Annotated in this window: 10 protein-coding genes; 7 read left to right on the forward strand and 3 right to left on the reverse strand. The window is 61.4% G+C overall.

From position 1 onward, the window contains the following. Window positions 1-134: 134 nt before the first annotated feature. The 5 genes from dapA (at window position 135) to ACI38B_RS01980 (ending at window position 7,084) form a co-directional block, all read left to right on the forward strand. Window positions 135-1,040, forward strand: coding sequence for a 4-hydroxy-tetrahydrodipicolinate synthase (gene dapA / locus ACI38B_RS01960; RefSeq protein ID WP_029576628.1), 906 nt, complete (start codon window positions 135-137; stop codon window positions 1,038-1,040). Window positions 1,041-1,100: 60 nt separating this feature from the next. Continuing rightward, window positions 1,101-2,960 (forward strand): ribonuclease J, encoded by a 1,860-nt coding sequence (locus ACI38B_RS01965; RefSeq protein WP_439729298.1) that lies wholly within the window; start codon window positions 1,101-1,103, stop codon window positions 2,958-2,960. Window positions 2,961-3,481: 521 nt separating this feature from the next. Next, window positions 3,482-6,088 carry an aminopeptidase N gene (pepN, locus tag ACI38B_RS01970; protein ID WP_439729299.1) on the forward strand — a complete coding sequence of 869 codons (2,607 nt, stop codon included), beginning with the start codon at window positions 3,482-3,484 and terminating at the stop codon, window positions 6,086-6,088. A 106-nt stretch (window positions 6,089-6,194) separates the two neighbouring features. Beyond that, the gene (locus ACI38B_RS01975) at window positions 6,195-6,716 is read left to right on the forward strand and encodes a helix-turn-helix domain-containing protein (RefSeq protein ID WP_439729300.1); all 522 of its coding nucleotides are present in this window, start codon (window positions 6,195-6,197) and stop codon (window positions 6,714-6,716) included. Next, window positions 6,716-7,084 (forward strand): HepT-like ribonuclease domain-containing protein, encoded by a 369-nt coding sequence (locus ACI38B_RS01980; protein WP_439729301.1) that lies wholly within the window; start codon window positions 6,716-6,718, stop codon window positions 7,082-7,084. Before ACI38B_RS01975 ends, ACI38B_RS01980 begins: the two co-directional genes overlap by 1 nt. A 178-nt stretch (window positions 7,085-7,262) precedes the next feature. On the opposite strand, the gene ACI38B_RS01985 is transcribed toward ACI38B_RS01980, so the two are convergent. The 3 genes from ACI38B_RS01985 to ACI38B_RS01995 all read right to left on the reverse strand — a co-directional run bounded on the left by ACI38B_RS01985 (window position 7,263) and on the right by ACI38B_RS01995 (window position 12,756). After that, complete coding sequence (locus ACI38B_RS01985; protein ID WP_439729302.1) at window positions 7,263-8,627, reverse strand: aspartate aminotransferase family protein; 1,365 nt, start codon at window positions 8,625-8,627, stop codon at window positions 7,263-7,265. A 772-nt stretch (window positions 8,628-9,399) separates the two neighbouring features. Then, the gene (locus ACI38B_RS01990) at window positions 9,400-12,135 is read right to left on the reverse strand and encodes a bifunctional amino acid transporter/iron-containing alcohol dehydrogenase (RefSeq protein WP_439729303.1); all 2,736 of its coding nucleotides are present in this window, start codon (window positions 12,133-12,135) and stop codon (window positions 9,400-9,402) included. Window positions 12,136-12,153: 18 nt separating this feature from the next. Beyond that, the gene (locus ACI38B_RS01995) at window positions 12,154-12,756 is read right to left on the reverse strand and encodes an AAA family ATPase (protein WP_439729304.1); all 603 of its coding nucleotides are present in this window, start codon (window positions 12,754-12,756) and stop codon (window positions 12,154-12,156) included. A 581-nt stretch (window positions 12,757-13,337) separates the two neighbouring features. Here ACI38B_RS01995 and glmM point away from each other — a divergent pair. Beyond that, the gene (gene glmM, locus ACI38B_RS02000) at window positions 13,338-14,738 is read left to right on the forward strand and encodes a phosphoglucosamine mutase (RefSeq protein ID WP_439729305.1); all 1,401 of its coding nucleotides are present in this window, start codon (window positions 13,338-13,340) and stop codon (window positions 14,736-14,738) included. Window positions 14,739-14,740: 2 nt separating this feature from the next. Beyond that, window positions 14,741-15,397, forward strand: coding sequence for a peptide deformylase (locus ACI38B_RS02005; protein ID WP_015450011.1), 657 nt, complete (start codon window positions 14,741-14,743; stop codon window positions 15,395-15,397). Window positions 15,398-15,619 lie beyond the last annotated feature (222 nt).

The following is a 15,619-nucleotide window of genomic DNA, read 5'->3' on the forward strand; positions in this document are numbered from 1 at the left end:
GTGGGTTTTGCCGACGCTGAGATGGTCCTGAGTGTCGGTAGAGAGTTGTGCCGACGCTGGGTGGCTTGGAAGCCTCAAGTGGGGCTTGTGGGAGACGGGGTCTGCGTCCCACCCCAGAGGTACGGTTACCAAGTATGAGTGATACCACCATGCATCTTCTTGATCCGGCCCCGTTCGGGCGTATTCTGCCCGCTATGGTGACGCCGATGAAAACTGACGGTTCCATCGATTATGAAGCAGCCCAGAAGCTCGCCAAGCAGCTGGTCGCGGATGGCGCCGACGGTCTGGTGGTCAACGGCACAACCGGCGAATCGCCGGTCACCCACATGGAGGAGAAAGTCGACCTCGTCACCGCGGTCAAGGAAGCGGTTGATGTCCCGATTATCTCCGGTGCCGGCTCGAACGACACCGCGCACACCGTACGCATGGTCGAGCAGACGCAAGAGGCGGGCTGTGACGCTGTGCTCGTGGTGGCGCCGTACTATTCCCGCCCTTCACAAGAGGGCATTTTCCGTCACTATCAGGCGGTCAACGAATCGGCGGACAAGCCGATCATCATCTATGACGTCCCGGGTCGCACCGGCGTGCACATCCAGCTGGAAACGTACCGTCGTATGGCTGAGCTGGATCACGTCAAGGCGGTCAAGGACGCGACCGGCGACATCGCTGGAGCGGTGCGCAAGCGTCTGGAAACCGGTCTGACTTGGTATTCCGGCGATGATGGTCTGTTCCTGCCGTTCCTGTCCGTCGGCGCCGTCGGCATCATCTCGGTGATTGCCCATGCGGCCGCCGGCCCGATGCGCGATCTGGCCAATGCGTTCGATCAAGGCGACATCCATACGGCGCAAAAGATCGCCGTCCAGCTTTCCCCGCTGGTCGAATCGCTCAATGGCACCGGATTCCAGGCGGTCATGGCCAAAGCCGCGCTCAAGGTTCGCGGCGTGCTGGATTGCACGACGATGCGTCTGCCGAATGTCGGACCGGGCGAACCCGAGTTCGAACGCGCGCGCGAAGGCATGCGCGCCGCCGGCCTCCTGTGACGGGCACTACCTCGCCCACGTATAGGCGCGGGCACTAAGTAACAGAAACCCAACGAGGAAATGGCAAAAGAACAAGAACAGAACAAGAGCAATTCCCGCAGGCGCGGCCAGCATACCGGCCGCCGCGCCCGCACGTCGTCAGCCCGTAACACCGGCCGTACGACCACGCGCCGTGGATCGCGCCCACAGGAGTTCGCCACGGCCCCCCAGCAGGACGATGTGCTGATCGCCCCGCCGAAGTACCGCAAGGGCTCGATGCGTATCGTGCCGCTTGGCGGTCTTGGCGAAATCGGCCGCAACATGAACGTGGTCGAATACAACGGCCACCTGCTGCTCATCGATTGCGGCGTGCTCTTCCCCGAGGAGGAGCAGCCGGGCGTCGACCTGATCCTGCCTGATTTCCACTACATCAAGGACCGTCTCGACAAGGTTGAGGCCTTGGTGCTCACCCACGGCCACGAAGACCATATCGGCGGCGTACCGTACCTGCTCAAGCTGCGTCCGGACATCCCGCTGATCGGTTCCAAGCTGACGCTCGCCTTCGTAGAAGCCAAGTGCAAGGAACACCACATCAGCCCGACGATGATTGAGGTCAAAGGCCGTGACAAGATCAAGGCCGGCCCGTTCAATCTCGAGTTCGTGACCGTCACCCACTCGATTCCGGACGCGCTTGCCGTATGCGTGCGCACACCCGCCGGCTCGCTTATCGACACCGGCGATATCAAGCTTGACCAGCTGCCGCTTGACCACAAGATCACTGATTTGGTTGAGTTCGGCAAGCTTGGCGAACGTGGCATCGACCTGCTGATGATGGATTCCACGAACGCGGAAGTCCCCGGATTCGTGCGCCCCGAGACCACGATCGGCCCGGTGCTTGACCGCGTGTTCGCCGAAGCGACTCGCAAGATCATCGTCGCGAGCTTCTCCAGCCACGTGCACCGCGTGCAGCAGGTCGTCGACGCCGCCCACAAGTACGGCCGCAAGGTCGTCTTCGTTGGCCGTTCGATGGTGCGCAACATGTCCATCGCAGCCGATTTGGGTTACCTGCACATCCCCGAGGGAACGGTCGTCGACCTCAAGAAGGCCAAGGACATCCAGGACGACAAGATCGTCTACATGTGCACCGGTTCGCAGGGCGAGCCGATGGCGGCGCTTGGGCGTATCGCCGACGGCAATCATCGCGATATCACCGTCAACGAGTTCGATACCGTGATCCTGGCCAGCTCGCTGATCCCGGGCAACGAGAACGGCGTGTATCGTGTGATCAACAAGCTCGTCCAGCTGGGCGCCCGCGTGGTGAACAAAGACAATGCGGCGGTTCATGTGTCCGGTCACGCGAACGAGGGCGAACTGCTGTACTTGTACAACATCATCAAGCCGAAGTGCGCGATGCCGATCCACGGCGAGAACCGCCATCTGGTCGCCAACGGCTTGATTGCGGTCAAGACGGGCGTGGCCCCGGACAACGTCGTGCTTGCGGAAGACGGCGATGTCGTCGACCTGTACCATGGCAAGGCAGCGGTCGTCGGTTCTGTGCCGTGCGGCTATGTGTATGTCGATGGCGATTCGGTCGGCGAACTGACCGATGAGGATCTCGAGAAGCGCCGCATCCTCGGCACCGAAGGCTTCGTGTCGAGCTTCGTGGTGGTCAATACCGACACCGCGGACGTGCTCTCCGGCCCGAAGATTTACCTGAACGCTGTGGCTGAGGACGAAAGCGAGTTCGAAAAGGTCCGTCACCAGATCGTCGAGCAGTTGCAGGACGCGATGATGCAGGGCACCCGCGACACGCACAAGCTCCAGCAGATCATGCGTCGTACGCTGGGCAGTTGGGTCGCGCGTCAGCTGCATCGCAAGCCGGTTATCGTGCCGGTGGTCGCCGATATCGCCCAGCGCGACGAGGACGATCCGCTGCGCTGAACGAGCGGCACGGCTTCGCGTCGATTTTCGCGGCGACGACAGCTGTGATTCAGCGGCAATTCATGAGTGAGCGCCGTTCCACCATCTTCGTGGGACGGCGCTCACTCATATATCATCGGATATATTATCGGCGGGGTCGCGCGGTTTGTTCTGCGATTGTCCTATTGCTGTTCTGTGATTTCCTGTGGTTGCCCCATGATTACCAGTGATTCCCAGCTCCGCCAATATCATCTGCCTGCGACTTTTCCCTTGTAGCACACCCGGTTCTGTCGAATAATGGACATTGCCCGTACCGTGGCGTAGAATCGTCACGTTATCGACAACCAGTGCGGCAAGCACTGAAGAACAACCAACATCGCGGCGCGGCGTGGCTCACATGCCGAGTCGCGATGTTTTGCGTATACACGGCATCATGGCATCAGCCATGCGAATTTCGATACCGGCCGGCAACCACGGACAGTTACACCGTGCCAACCGGCGGATTCCGACATGCAGCCAAGGCCGTACAAGGAAGGAACGACATGCCAGGCGCGAACCTCACCAGAGAAGAAGCACAGGAACGTAAATCCATCGTCAAGGCGCCCATCCACTATGCCGTCAGCCTCGACCTGACCCAAGGCGCAACGGATTTCGGTTCGACCACCACCATCACTTTCGGCGCAAACACCGGTGCGAGCACGTTCCTCGACCTGATCGCCGACGACGTCACCTCGATCACCCTCAACGGCAAGGCACTCGACCCGGCGACCGCCTACCGCGACAACCGCATCGAACTGGCCGGGTTGCTCGAGCACAACGAGGTCACCGTCACCGCCCGCTGCCAGTACTCGCGTACCGGCGAAGGCCTGCATCGCAGCGTCGACCCCTCCGACGGCAACATCTACCTGTACACCCAGTTCGAGGTGCCGGACGCCCGTCGCGTCTATGCGGTCTTCGACCAGCCTGATCTCAAAGCGATTTTCGAGTTCCACGTGCTCGCCCCACAAAGCTGGATCGTCACGTCGAATATGCCGGTCATCTCCACGCAAGACGTGGACCATATCACCGCTGAGGGCACGCTCGGCGACCATCCGGCGGAAAGCTCCCGCCAGTGGACGTTTGAGCCCACCCCGGTGATGAGCTCCTACCTGACCGCGATCTGCGCCGGTCCGTATGCGCAGTGGCACACCGAATACGCGAACGAGGACGGTCGTACCGTCCCGATGGCGCTCTACTGCCGTCAGGCGCTCAAGGATGCGCTCGACAAGGACGCTGATTACCTGTTCGACATCACCAAGAAGGGCTTCGCGTTCTACGCCAAGACCTGGGGTGTGCCGTACCCGTACGCCAAGTACGACCAAATCTTTGTGCCGGAATACAATGCGGGCGCGATGGAGAACATCGGCATGGTCACCATCCGCGACCAGTACGTGTTCGAATCCAAGGTGACTGACGCGTATGCTGAGCGCCGCGTAGTCACCGTGCTGCACGAGCTCGCCCACATGTGGTTCGGCGATTATGTGACCATGAAGTGGTGGAATGATCTGTGGCTGAACGAATCCTTCGCCGAATTCATGTCCACGCTCGCCACCGCGGAGGCGACCGAATGGCATGACGCGTGGGCGACCTTCAGCTCCGGCGAGAAGAGCTGGGGCCAGGCGCAAGACCAGCTGCCGACCACCCACCCGATCGTTGCGCCGATCAACGACCTGAACGACACCTACGTGAACTTCGACGGCATCACCTATGCGAAGGGCGCGTCCGTGCTCAAGCAGCTCGTCGCCTATGTCGGCCGCGACAAGTTCTTCGAAGGTATCAACCACTACCTCAACAAGCACGCGTACAGCAACGCCACGCTCGCCGACCTGCTCTCCGAACTCGAACAGACCTCCGGACGCGACCTCAAGGCCTGGAGCAAGCAGTGGCTGGAAGCCGCGGGTATCAACACCATCAGCGCCCGCGTTGACGAGAACACCGACGGCACCATCGCAACGCTGACCCTCGACCAGAGCGCGCCCGCCGAGCATCCCGTGCTGCGGCCTCACCGTCTGGCGGTCGGCTTCTACAACGAGAACGCCGACGGGCAGATCGTGCGTACCGACCGGTTCGAACTCGACGTGACCGGCGAGCATACGACCGTCGAGGAAGCCGCCGGCAAGAAGCGTCCGGCCTTCATCCTCGTCAACGACGATGACCTGACGTACACCAAGTTGCGGTTCGACGCGCAATCCCTCGAATTCGCGGCGGACAACCTCTACCGCTTCGCTGACCCGCTTGCGCGGTCCGTGGTGTGGCTGTCCCTGTGGGATATGACCCGTGACGGCGAATTCCCGGCCGAACGCTTCATCAACACGAGTCTCGACGCGCTGGCGACCGAACACGAGTCCACCACCTTCCGCTATGCGCTCGCCCAGGTGTCCACGACGGCCCACCACTATGTCGCCCCCGTCCGCAGCGCCGACGTGGCGAAGAACACCGCCGAGCGCCTGTGGAAGCTCGCCGGCAAGGCGAAGGCCGGCTCCGACGAGCAGTTCCAGCTGGTCGGCGCCTACCTCACCTACGGCGTGGAAGGCGACGAGCGGTTCCTTGCCAATGCGGAGGGCCTGTTGAGCGGCAATGTCAAGCTCGAGGGGCTGGACATCGACAACAACATGCGCTGGACGATCCTCAAGGCGCTCGCCGGTGTGAACGCCATCGACAACGCACGCATCGACGAGGAGCTCGCCAAGCGCGACACGACCGAGAACCGTGAATTCGCCTACGGAGCCCGTGCGAGCCGTGCGACGACCAAGGCGAAGGCGTGGGCGTGGGATCAGGCGCTGCACAACGGCGATTTGACCAACATGCAGCTTGAAGCGGTCGCCGCAGGCTTCGCGTCCACCCCGCGCGAGGATCTCGCCAAGCCGTACGCCGCCGAGTATTTCAACCAGGTGGACTGGGTGTGGGAACACAAGACCTTCCACATGGCAGAGGCCCTGCTCGAAGGACTGTACCCGTCCTATGCGGATCCGGCGGAACTCGTCCGGCTGGGCGACCAGTGGCTCGGCGAGCACGCCGATGCGCCGCGTGCGTTGCGCCGCATCATCATCGAGAACGTCGAATCCTCCCGCCGCGTGCTCAAGGTGCGCGCCTACAACGAGGCGCTGTGACCTGCTGACGCAGGCACGCTGAGGGCCGGCCGGCTGCTGTATTGCACCGGCCGGCCCTTCCGATAACCTGGAACGACATATATAGCATATATGATATAGTGGTGCTATGGACACCATTAACGCATTGAAGGCCCGCCGTCTTGAAGCGGGGTTGAGCCAGCAAGCGGTGGCGTCACGGATGGGCACCACGCAATCGGCATTATCCCGGGCGGAACACGGCGGCAATCCGACCCAGGATTTCCTGCAACGGTATGACGATGCCCTTTCCGATCTCACGGCGACATCAAGTATCACAGTGAAGTCCGGTAGTACTGTCGATATCACGACGGTGAAGCTGGTCACCGGTGCTATCGCCGCGAAATACGGTCTTGCACAAGTGTATCTGTACGGTTCATTCGCTCGTGGGGAGGCGGATGACGATTCCGATATCGACTTGCTGTATGTCTCGCGGGAGGCAAGCCAATCCGGCATGGGCGACCTTGCACGATTGAAGGGTGAACTGGAGCGGTCGTTTGGTAGGGAAGTCTCGCTGACCTCGCTTGTTTCACTGCGTCGACACGCGCAGCGCAGTCGCGCAAGCAGGCGATTCTATGAGCATATTCAGCGCGATATGGTTCGGGTGGTGTGATGCATCGACGACATACCGACCAGAGATTCAGAGATGACACGAATCTCATCCGCCTCGCGGAACATCTGGCCCGGGCAAGCCGTGATGCCAGCGCGGTTTCTTCGGTTCAGGAGCTGGAAACGGATTACATGAGGTTCAATTCGGTCGCTATGGATATGGTCCAGGCCCAGGAGGCTGCGCGGAAGCTATCCGACGGGTTTCTCGAGGAGGTCCCGCAGCTGCCGTGGCATGAACTGCGGGGATTGCGCAACGCCATCGTCCATGAATACGACGAAATCGACCCTGACGCCCTGTACGTCACCGCCACGGTGGATGTTCCGCGGCTGCTTGCCCAGTTGCAGCCGTATCTTGACGCCATCGAGGATTGAACGCCGGTATTGGCAACGGGATTCTTGCAGACATACAAGTGGCGGGCCACCCAACCGTTGCGATAGGATGACCCGCCACTTACGTGATACGTTATCGGGACGATTGCCACAGGCGAATCCGTCGAATCCGTCGAATCCGTCGAATCCACGGAATACGTAAGGCAACCACCTGCGCCGCTTACTTCGCGAGAGCCGCCTTGAGGGACTCCTCAAAGATTTCCAGACCGCGCTTGGTTTGCTCGTCGGTCATGACGAGCGGGGCGAGGAAGCGGATGACATTGCTGTCGGTGCCTGCGGATTCCATGAGCAGACCGCGCTGGAGAGCCTCCTGGATGAGGTTGGCGACGAGCTCGGTGGCCGGTTCCTTGGTTTCACGATCCTTGACGAATTCCACGCCGATCATCGCGCCGAGGCCGCGGATATCGCCGATGACGTCGTACTTCTCGGCCATCGCCTTGAAGCCCGCGGTCACCTGCTCACCGATATGGCGTGCCTTGGCCGGGAAATCCTCTTCCTTGTAAATCTTCATCGCAGCCAGGCCGGACGCGCAGGACAGCGGATTGCCGCAGAAGGTGCCGCCGATGGTGCCGGCGGGGGCGGCGTCCATGACCTCGTCACGGCCTGTGATCGCCGAAATCGGCATGCCGCCGGCGAGGGACTTCGCGGTGGTCACGATATCCGGGGCGGCGCCCGCCTCGGCCCAGTACTCGGAGGCGAAGTACTTGCCGGTACGGCAGTTGCCGCACTGGACTTCGTCGGCGATGAGCAGAATGCCGTTCTCGTCGCAGATCTTGCGCACGGCCTTGACCCACTCGATTGGGGCGGGGATGAAACCGCCTTCGCCTTGGAGCGGCTCGACGAGCAGGCAGGCGACTTCATTGGCGGGGATGCCCTGATCGAACACTTTCTTCAGACCGTCCACATAGTAGGCGATGGCCTCCGCCTCCGAGTAGCCCTTCGGCGCGCGATACAGGTACGGGTACGGGGCGCGGGCGATATCCGCCGGGAACGGGCCCATGCCCTTGGAATAGGCCTTCTTCGCGGTGAGGGCCATGGTCAGGTTGGTGCGGCCGTGGAATGCGCCGGAGAAGCAGATAACACCCTGCCGACCGGTGTAGGATTTGGCGATCTTGATTGCGTTCTCATCGCATTCGGCGCCGGAGTTTGCGAAATAGGTCTTCTTGTGCTCGCCGCGACACGGAATCGTCTCATTCAGGCCTTCTGCCAGATCCACGTAGCCTTCATGGCCGATGACGTTGAAAATCGTGTGGAAGTACTTGGTCGCCTGGTCCTGCACGGCGTTGACGAGCTCCGGACGGGAGTAGCCGATGTTGAGCACGCCGACGCCGCCGACCCAGTCAAGGAACTTGTTGCCGTCGAGGTCTTCGAACATGGCGCCTTCGCCACGCTTGATGCAGATCGGATATGTCGAAGAGCACAGTCCGGCGGGGACGTTCTCGTTGCGCTTCTTGAGGAACTCCTGGGTCTTGGGGCCCGGAACGCTTTCAGTGACAATCTGGGGCATGTCTTCTGCCAATGTCATCGCGGTATCTCCTTGATTATGTATTTCGCAACAACGGTGGCGGAATACTGCGGATTTCGTCGCCGTCTTACCTGACAAGGAAATGTTTAACACCCGCGTGTTGCCCCCCGTTTGGCATTCCGAAACGGGGTCGTTGCTTTGCTGAAACAGGCGTGTTTTGCTCGTAACATTCGCGTCGTACGAGTTGGGCGCATCCGGTTCGGGGGTATTGTTTGTGGGCTTGGAAACAGTGGAATTCCAAGGATTTTCGATTGTTCTGGAATGTCAGGGCTGTGGCCGGGAATCCGTGTTCGGGGTTGCGGCCGCATGGCGCGCGGGCGGGATGCGGGCCGGCATGGCTGTCCATAACGTGGACATTTCGACGAGATTATTCCGGCATGTATCGACGGGATACAAACAGAGGTGCTGATGGGGGTGCCCGGAAGTGTGTTCGGAAGCGCCGAAGGGACGCAAACGGGCGCCCAAGAAGGGGGTATAAATGGGGGCATCGACGGGGGTGGCATCGTGGTTGATTGAGCTCCGCTCGGAACGCACGATGGCCGCCGCAGGGTTGCGACCGCATGCCGTACGAAGACGCTTGGCATGCGGTCGGCCTGAGCGACGGCCGTCTGTGACGTGGAGTGATTCGGAATGATGCGGGGTGTTGGTCCGGTGACCTTTGAACGAATCGGTGCGAATCGGTGCGAATCGGTGCGAATCGGTGACGTGGTGTCGGTGCGATATCGCGGCGAATTTCAGCGATTGCGGCGAGACCGCACCGACGACCTGCCGTTCACAACGCCTTGCGATACAGTTCGGAGATGTCCTCCGCGTTGATTTCAGTACGCGTGTTGGCGATATTGGCGGGGGAGACCTTCATCGCGTTTTGGGCGAGCCATGGGATGTCTGATTCGCTGATGCCCAATTCGCTCAGCGTTACATCGAGCCCGATTCTGCGCTCGAAACCACGGATCTTCCCGGCGCAATCCTCTGCGGTATAACCGCCCATCAGCCGCGCCAGCCTGCCGAACTTGAACCGGTCGCCCTGCCATGTGGCGTCTACGACGGTCGGGGCAAGCGCCGCAAGACCCTTGCCGTGCGTCACGTTTTTCAGGCCGGAGACCGGATGCTCCATGGCGTGCGTCAGCGTGATGCCCGCTGTACCAATCACCAGGCCGCCGATTGTGGCCGCTTCGGACATGTGCTCCCAGTCCTTGAGCGTGCCCGTTCCGGCGACAAGCCGTGGCAAGCTGTCGAGGATCAGCGGAAGCGCGTAGAGCGCGAGCGCATCGGTGAACGGCTGCGCGTTCTTGGCCGTGTACGCCTCGAAGCAGTGGCAGAACGCGTCGAAACCGACCGCCGCCAGCTGGCCCTTCGGCATGGTCATCATTGCTTCCGGATCAACAATCGAGCGTTTTGCCATGATAGCCGGGCATCGCAGGGACTTCTTGTCGCCGTTCTCCGGGTTCGTGAGCACCGCGAAACCATTGGCTTCGGAGCCTGACCCGCAGGTGGTGGGGATGAGCACGAGTGGCAGCGCCACATCGCTGGACTTGCGTCCGTAGATGTAATCGTTGACATCGCCGTCGTTCTTCGCCATGAACGCGATGCCTTTGGCGCAGTCCATCACTGAGCCGCCGCCCAGACCGACGACCATGTCGTAGCCGCCGTCCTTCGCGAGGCGCGCGCCCTCCTCGACCGTCGTCGTCAGCGGGTTGGCTGATGCCTTGTCGAACAGACCGGTGGTGATGCCCGCCGCCGTGAGTGAATCGTTGACCTTGTCGTACACGCCGGTTTTCTTGGCGCTGGAACGGCCGGTCACGATAAGCGCCTTGGAACCGAGCGGTTTGGCGAGTTCGCCCGCCTTCGCCAGCGTGCCCGCGCCGAAGGTGAGATTAACCGGCACATAGTAGCTGAACGTGCGTGCCGTGGGCTCGGCGGCCGTGGTTGTAGCCGCCGCGGTGACTGCGGATATCGCCGCCGTGACCTCCGCCTGGCCGATGGTCGCGACTTTGACTGCCGGTGCGGCGACCCCTGCCTCGCCGGCCGCGATGGAGGCGGCTGCGGAACGCTCGCGGGCGTAATCCTGGTCAAGCTCGTCATTGGCGACTTCGACCAGCGTGCCGAACTTCTTGCCATAGCGGGCCTTGCACACGAAGTAGAAGACCACACCGAGCAGCGCCCAGCCGCCGACGAACGCCCATTCGGTGGGCACGAGGGCCGCCGCGCTGCCGGGGATGCAGTACATGACGACCATGAACGCTGACATCGCAATGGCCATGAAGCCTACGAATTTGTAATGCTTGACCTTGTACGGGCGTGGCATGTCCGGCGCCTTTTTGCGCAGGATCATGAAGGAGATCGCGACCATGCAGTAGGCGACGCAGCATGCGAGGTTGCCGGCGTCCACAATCCACACGAGCATCTTGCGGCCGAGCAGCGGGGCGAGGCAGCTGAGCAGACCGATCAGGCCGATAGCCACCCACGGGGTCTTGTAGGTCTTGTGCAGCTTGCCGAACACCGGCGGAATCATGTATGAAACGGCCATCGAGTACATGGCGCGGCTGCCGCCGATCATGAAGGAGTTCCATGAGGTCACCACGCCGCACAGGCCGCCGACGATCAGCACCTTGGCCATGACATCGGTGTGGAAGGCGCGGGCCATGGCGTCGGCCGTCACCAGGCCGCTGCCGGAGTTTTCCGACTGTGCGATGTCGGCTGGGCTGAGCACATAGCCGACGGCGAAGATGATGAGCACATAGAATGCGACCGCAAGCAGAATCGACAGCAGCAGCATCTTCGCGATCTTCTTCAGCGGCACGTTGATTTCCTCGGCGGCCTGCGGAATCACGTCAAAACCAATGAAATAGAACGGCGTCATCATCGCGACGCGCAGGATATTGCCGAACACGCTCGCGGTGTTGCCGCCGACGAACGCCTGTCCTTCAAGGTTGGACGGATTGCCACTGATCACGGAGCCTGCAATCAGCAGGATGCCGGCGCCGCCGATCACGCAGGTGAGCACGGTCTGCACGATGGCAGCGGTTTTCGCGCCGCGTATGTTGATATACGTGATGAACAGGGCCATGATGATGGCCACCGCGAGCCAGGAGGCGTAGATGTCGAATCCAGCGACCGTGTACAGATAGCCTTGCAGGAAGCTGGGGAACAGGTAGGTGATGATTGTCGGCAGTGCGCACGCCTCGAAGCATACGACGCTCACATAGCCGAGGATGATGGCCCACGTGCACACGAACGACCCGGTCGGTCCCATCGCGCGGTGGCTGAACACGTGTTCGCCGCCGCAGTCCGGCATGGCGGGTGTGAGTTCGGCGTAGGTCAGGCCGATGAAGAAGATCATGACGCCACCCAGCACGAAGCCGAGCATGGCGCCGATCACGCCGCCGCGGTCAATCCAATCGCCGCTGGAGACGACCCACGCCCATCCAATCATGGCGCCGAAGGCGATGACGAGAATGTCCCAGACGTTGAAAACCTTGTCGAATTCCGATGATTTCTTGTCAGTCATCTGTCTCACTCCCTTTCGTCACTCGCCCAGCATTTCGACGAGCGTCAGCAGGTATTTCGCGGTTTTGTCCCACCCGAGCAGGCTGGTGTCGAGCAGCAGGTCGCGCTGTCTGCGGTCGCCGCGGTGGGTGCCGGTGATGTACTTGTGCCGCGAATGGTTGAGCTCGTCGTTGTATTCGACGATTTCCCGGGCTTTCTCGGCGTCCACGTGATCCTGCTCCATGATGGATTCGATGCGCACGTCCTTCGGCGCGTACAGAAACACGTCGAGTACGTCGTCGCGGTCGCGCAGCAGGTAGTTGGCGGAACGGCCGATGATCACGCATGACGATTTGTCGGCGAGGTCGTTGATAACCTCGGATTGGGTGAAGATGACGCGGTTGCTCAGGTTCGCATAGCGCGGGCCGAGTGATGTCTCGAAGGCGTATTGGACGTTCGGCTTCTGGTCGGCCTGCTCGACGAGGCCGCGGCTGACGCCCAGTTGGTTGACGACCTTGTCGACCAGGTCGCGGTCATAGTATTCGATGCCCAGAGCGTCGGCGAGCATCTTGCCGATCTGCGGGCCGCCGGCGCCGTATTCGCAGCCGATGGTGATGATGACATGGTCCGGGTTGAAGTTCATCGTGCCATTTCCTTGATGTTCTTGGTTTCTTTGGTTTCCGGGGTGGTTGTGGCGGTCGCGTGCGCTCAAAAAGGGGTATCGGGTTACGGCAGGTATCGTTCGGGGGTATGGATTGCATGTGCCCGCCGGTGCCGAGCCTGGCCTATATGAATCCTCCATTGGGTGGTACGCGTGGGATGTGCTTAGATCTCGTCTGCCCGCGACGATCTTGTGGACCGGTGGAGGACCTGTGAAATCTTTGATTTTGTTATAAGAGCGGAAGGTTTCGGGTGTTGCGTGCCATTCATGCGCCGATTACGTAGGCGGAACGCGGACGTAACATTCAGTGTGGGCAACGGGCGGATTCGTCGCCGTGATTGGCTTCGCACGAAACAGGGGTATCTGCGCGGCGGTTCGGGGGTACGAAAAACCTGTTCGGAGCCGTTCCACATGTTGGACATTGCGGGTGTCTTTCGGATGTCCGCGGTCGATTCCGGCAGCGGGCTTCGCAAATGTTCACCCACGCCGGCGGCGGGTTTGGGAGCACGGGTAGGTACGATGGTGTGCAGCATATTCATGTCAAAGAAGCGAGGACTACTACCATGCCGAAAATGTTCGGAACCGATGGTGTGCGCGGGTTGGCGAATAAAGACCTTACAGCCCGACTGGCATTGGATCTGGGGGACGCCGCCGTCCGTGTGCTCGGTCAGGCCGATGCGCCGAAAGACAAGGATGATAACGTGCATTCCGAAGGACGGCGTCGCGCGTTGGTGGGCCGCGACACTCGTGTTTCCGGCGACTTCCTGTCATCTGCGCTGTCGGCGGGTATGAGCGCCGGTGGTTTCGATGTCATCGATGTCGGCATCATCCCGACTCCGGGCATCGCGTTCCTCACCTCCGTGCTCAACGTCGAGATGGGCGCGGTGATTTCGGCCTCCCACAACCCGATGCCCGACAACGGCATCAAGTTCTTCGCGCGCGGCGGCTTCAAGCTTCCTGACAGCAAGGAAGATGAGATTGAAGCTGTCCTCGGCAAGGATTGGGATCGCCCGACCGGAGCCGGGGTAGGGCGTGTCAGCCACGACACCGTGACCGCCACGAACCTGTATATCGACCATCTGGTCTCCACGATCGCCCCGGTCGTCGGGCCGGAGAAGACCCAGCCGAAGCCGCTCGCCGGCCTGCGTCTGGTCGCCGACTGCGCCAACGGCGCCACATCAGTGGTCGCCCCGGAGGCGTTGCGTCGCGCGGGTGCAGAAGTCATCGTGATCAACGCGTCCCCGGACGGCTACAATATCAACGATCATGCGGGGTCCACGCATCCTGAGCAACTGCAGGCCATGGTCAAGGCCACGGGCAGCGCGATGGGCGTCGCCTTCGATGGTGATGCGGACCGCTGCTTGGCTGTGGACGAGGACGGCACCATGGTCAACGGTGATCAGATCATGGGCATCCTCGCGCGCGCCAAGAAGCGCGAAGGCAAGCTCAACCACGACACGCTCGTGGTGACGGTGATGAGCAACCTTGGTCTGAAACTCGCCCTCAAAGACATGGGCATCAAGACCGTGCAGACCAACGTCGGCGACCGGTACGTGCTCGAGGAGATGCTGCGCGGCGATTATTCGCTGGGCGGCGAGCAGTCCGGCCACGTGATCAACCGCGAGTTCGCCACCACCGGCGACGGCACGTTGACCGCGCTGACCCTGTGCAACGAAGTCGTCAAATCCGGCAAGAGTCTCAAGCAGCTCGCCGCTGACTTCCCGCAACTGCCTCAGCAGCTGGTCAACGTCCGGTGCTCCAACAAGCAGGCGGTCACCACGAACGCCGCCGTGCAGAAGGCCGTTGAGAAGGAGTCTGCGTTGCTGGGTGAGACCGGTCGCGTGCTGCTGCGCCCGAGTGGCACCGAACCGCTGGTGCGTGTGATGGCCGAGGCCGCCACCCAACAGCAGGCGGACGAGGTGTGCGACCGTCTCGCCAAGATTGTCGCGGAGGAGCTGGCATGAGCATGTTCACACGAGGCTCGAGTATCGATTTGGGGCTGAACCGTGCGGTCGAAAGCCTGCTCAGATCCGGCGATAGCGAAGGCATCCTCCCAATCGTCCAGGTGGGTGAGCCGGTGCTGCGCCAACCGACGCGCCGCTACAACGGGCAACTGAGCAAGAACACCCTCACCAAACTCGTCCAGGCGATGCGAACCACCATGCTCGAAGCGCCAGGTGTCGGTCTTGCCGCTCCGCAGATTGGGCTTGGCATCGCGCTCGCCGTGGTCGAGGACCATATCCGTGACGACCAGGACGACCCGCGTGAGATTTCCGAATTCCCGTTCCATGCGATCATCAACCCGTCATACCAGCCGATTGGCACCGAAACGCGCAGCTTCTACGAAGGCTGCCTGAGTTTTGACGGCTATCAGGCGGTGCGCAAGCGTTGGCGCAATATCACCGCGCGTTGGCAGGATATGGACGGCACTTGGCATGAGGAGCAACTGCACGGATGGCCGGCTCGTATCTTCCAGCATGAGACCGATCATCTCAGCGGCGAGCTGTACATCGACCGGGCTCAGATTCGTTCACTGGCCACCGATGAGAATGTCGAAGATTACTGGTGTGATGACCCGGTGCCAATCGCCGCGGCGAAGGAGCTCGGATTCAAACTCAGCTGAGTGAGGTAGCAGACTCCTTGGCCGTGCGCGGCTGAGCGTGTTGTTGATTGAGCCGATCGCAGGGCTGGATGCCTGCGAACCGAACGATGACCGGCCTGGGTTGCGCTGTCGCACGAGAATGCGGCGCGACCCAGGCCGGTCGTCGTTTCCGTGTTGTCACATCGCCTGACGACTGCCCGTTGTCCGCACAAAGGCGCGCGTTGGTGGCGTTGTGTGAGGATT

This window comes from Bifidobacterium sp. (assembly GCF_051876855.1).
GTDB lineage: Bacteria > Actinomycetota > Actinomycetes > Actinomycetales > Bifidobacteriaceae > Bifidobacterium.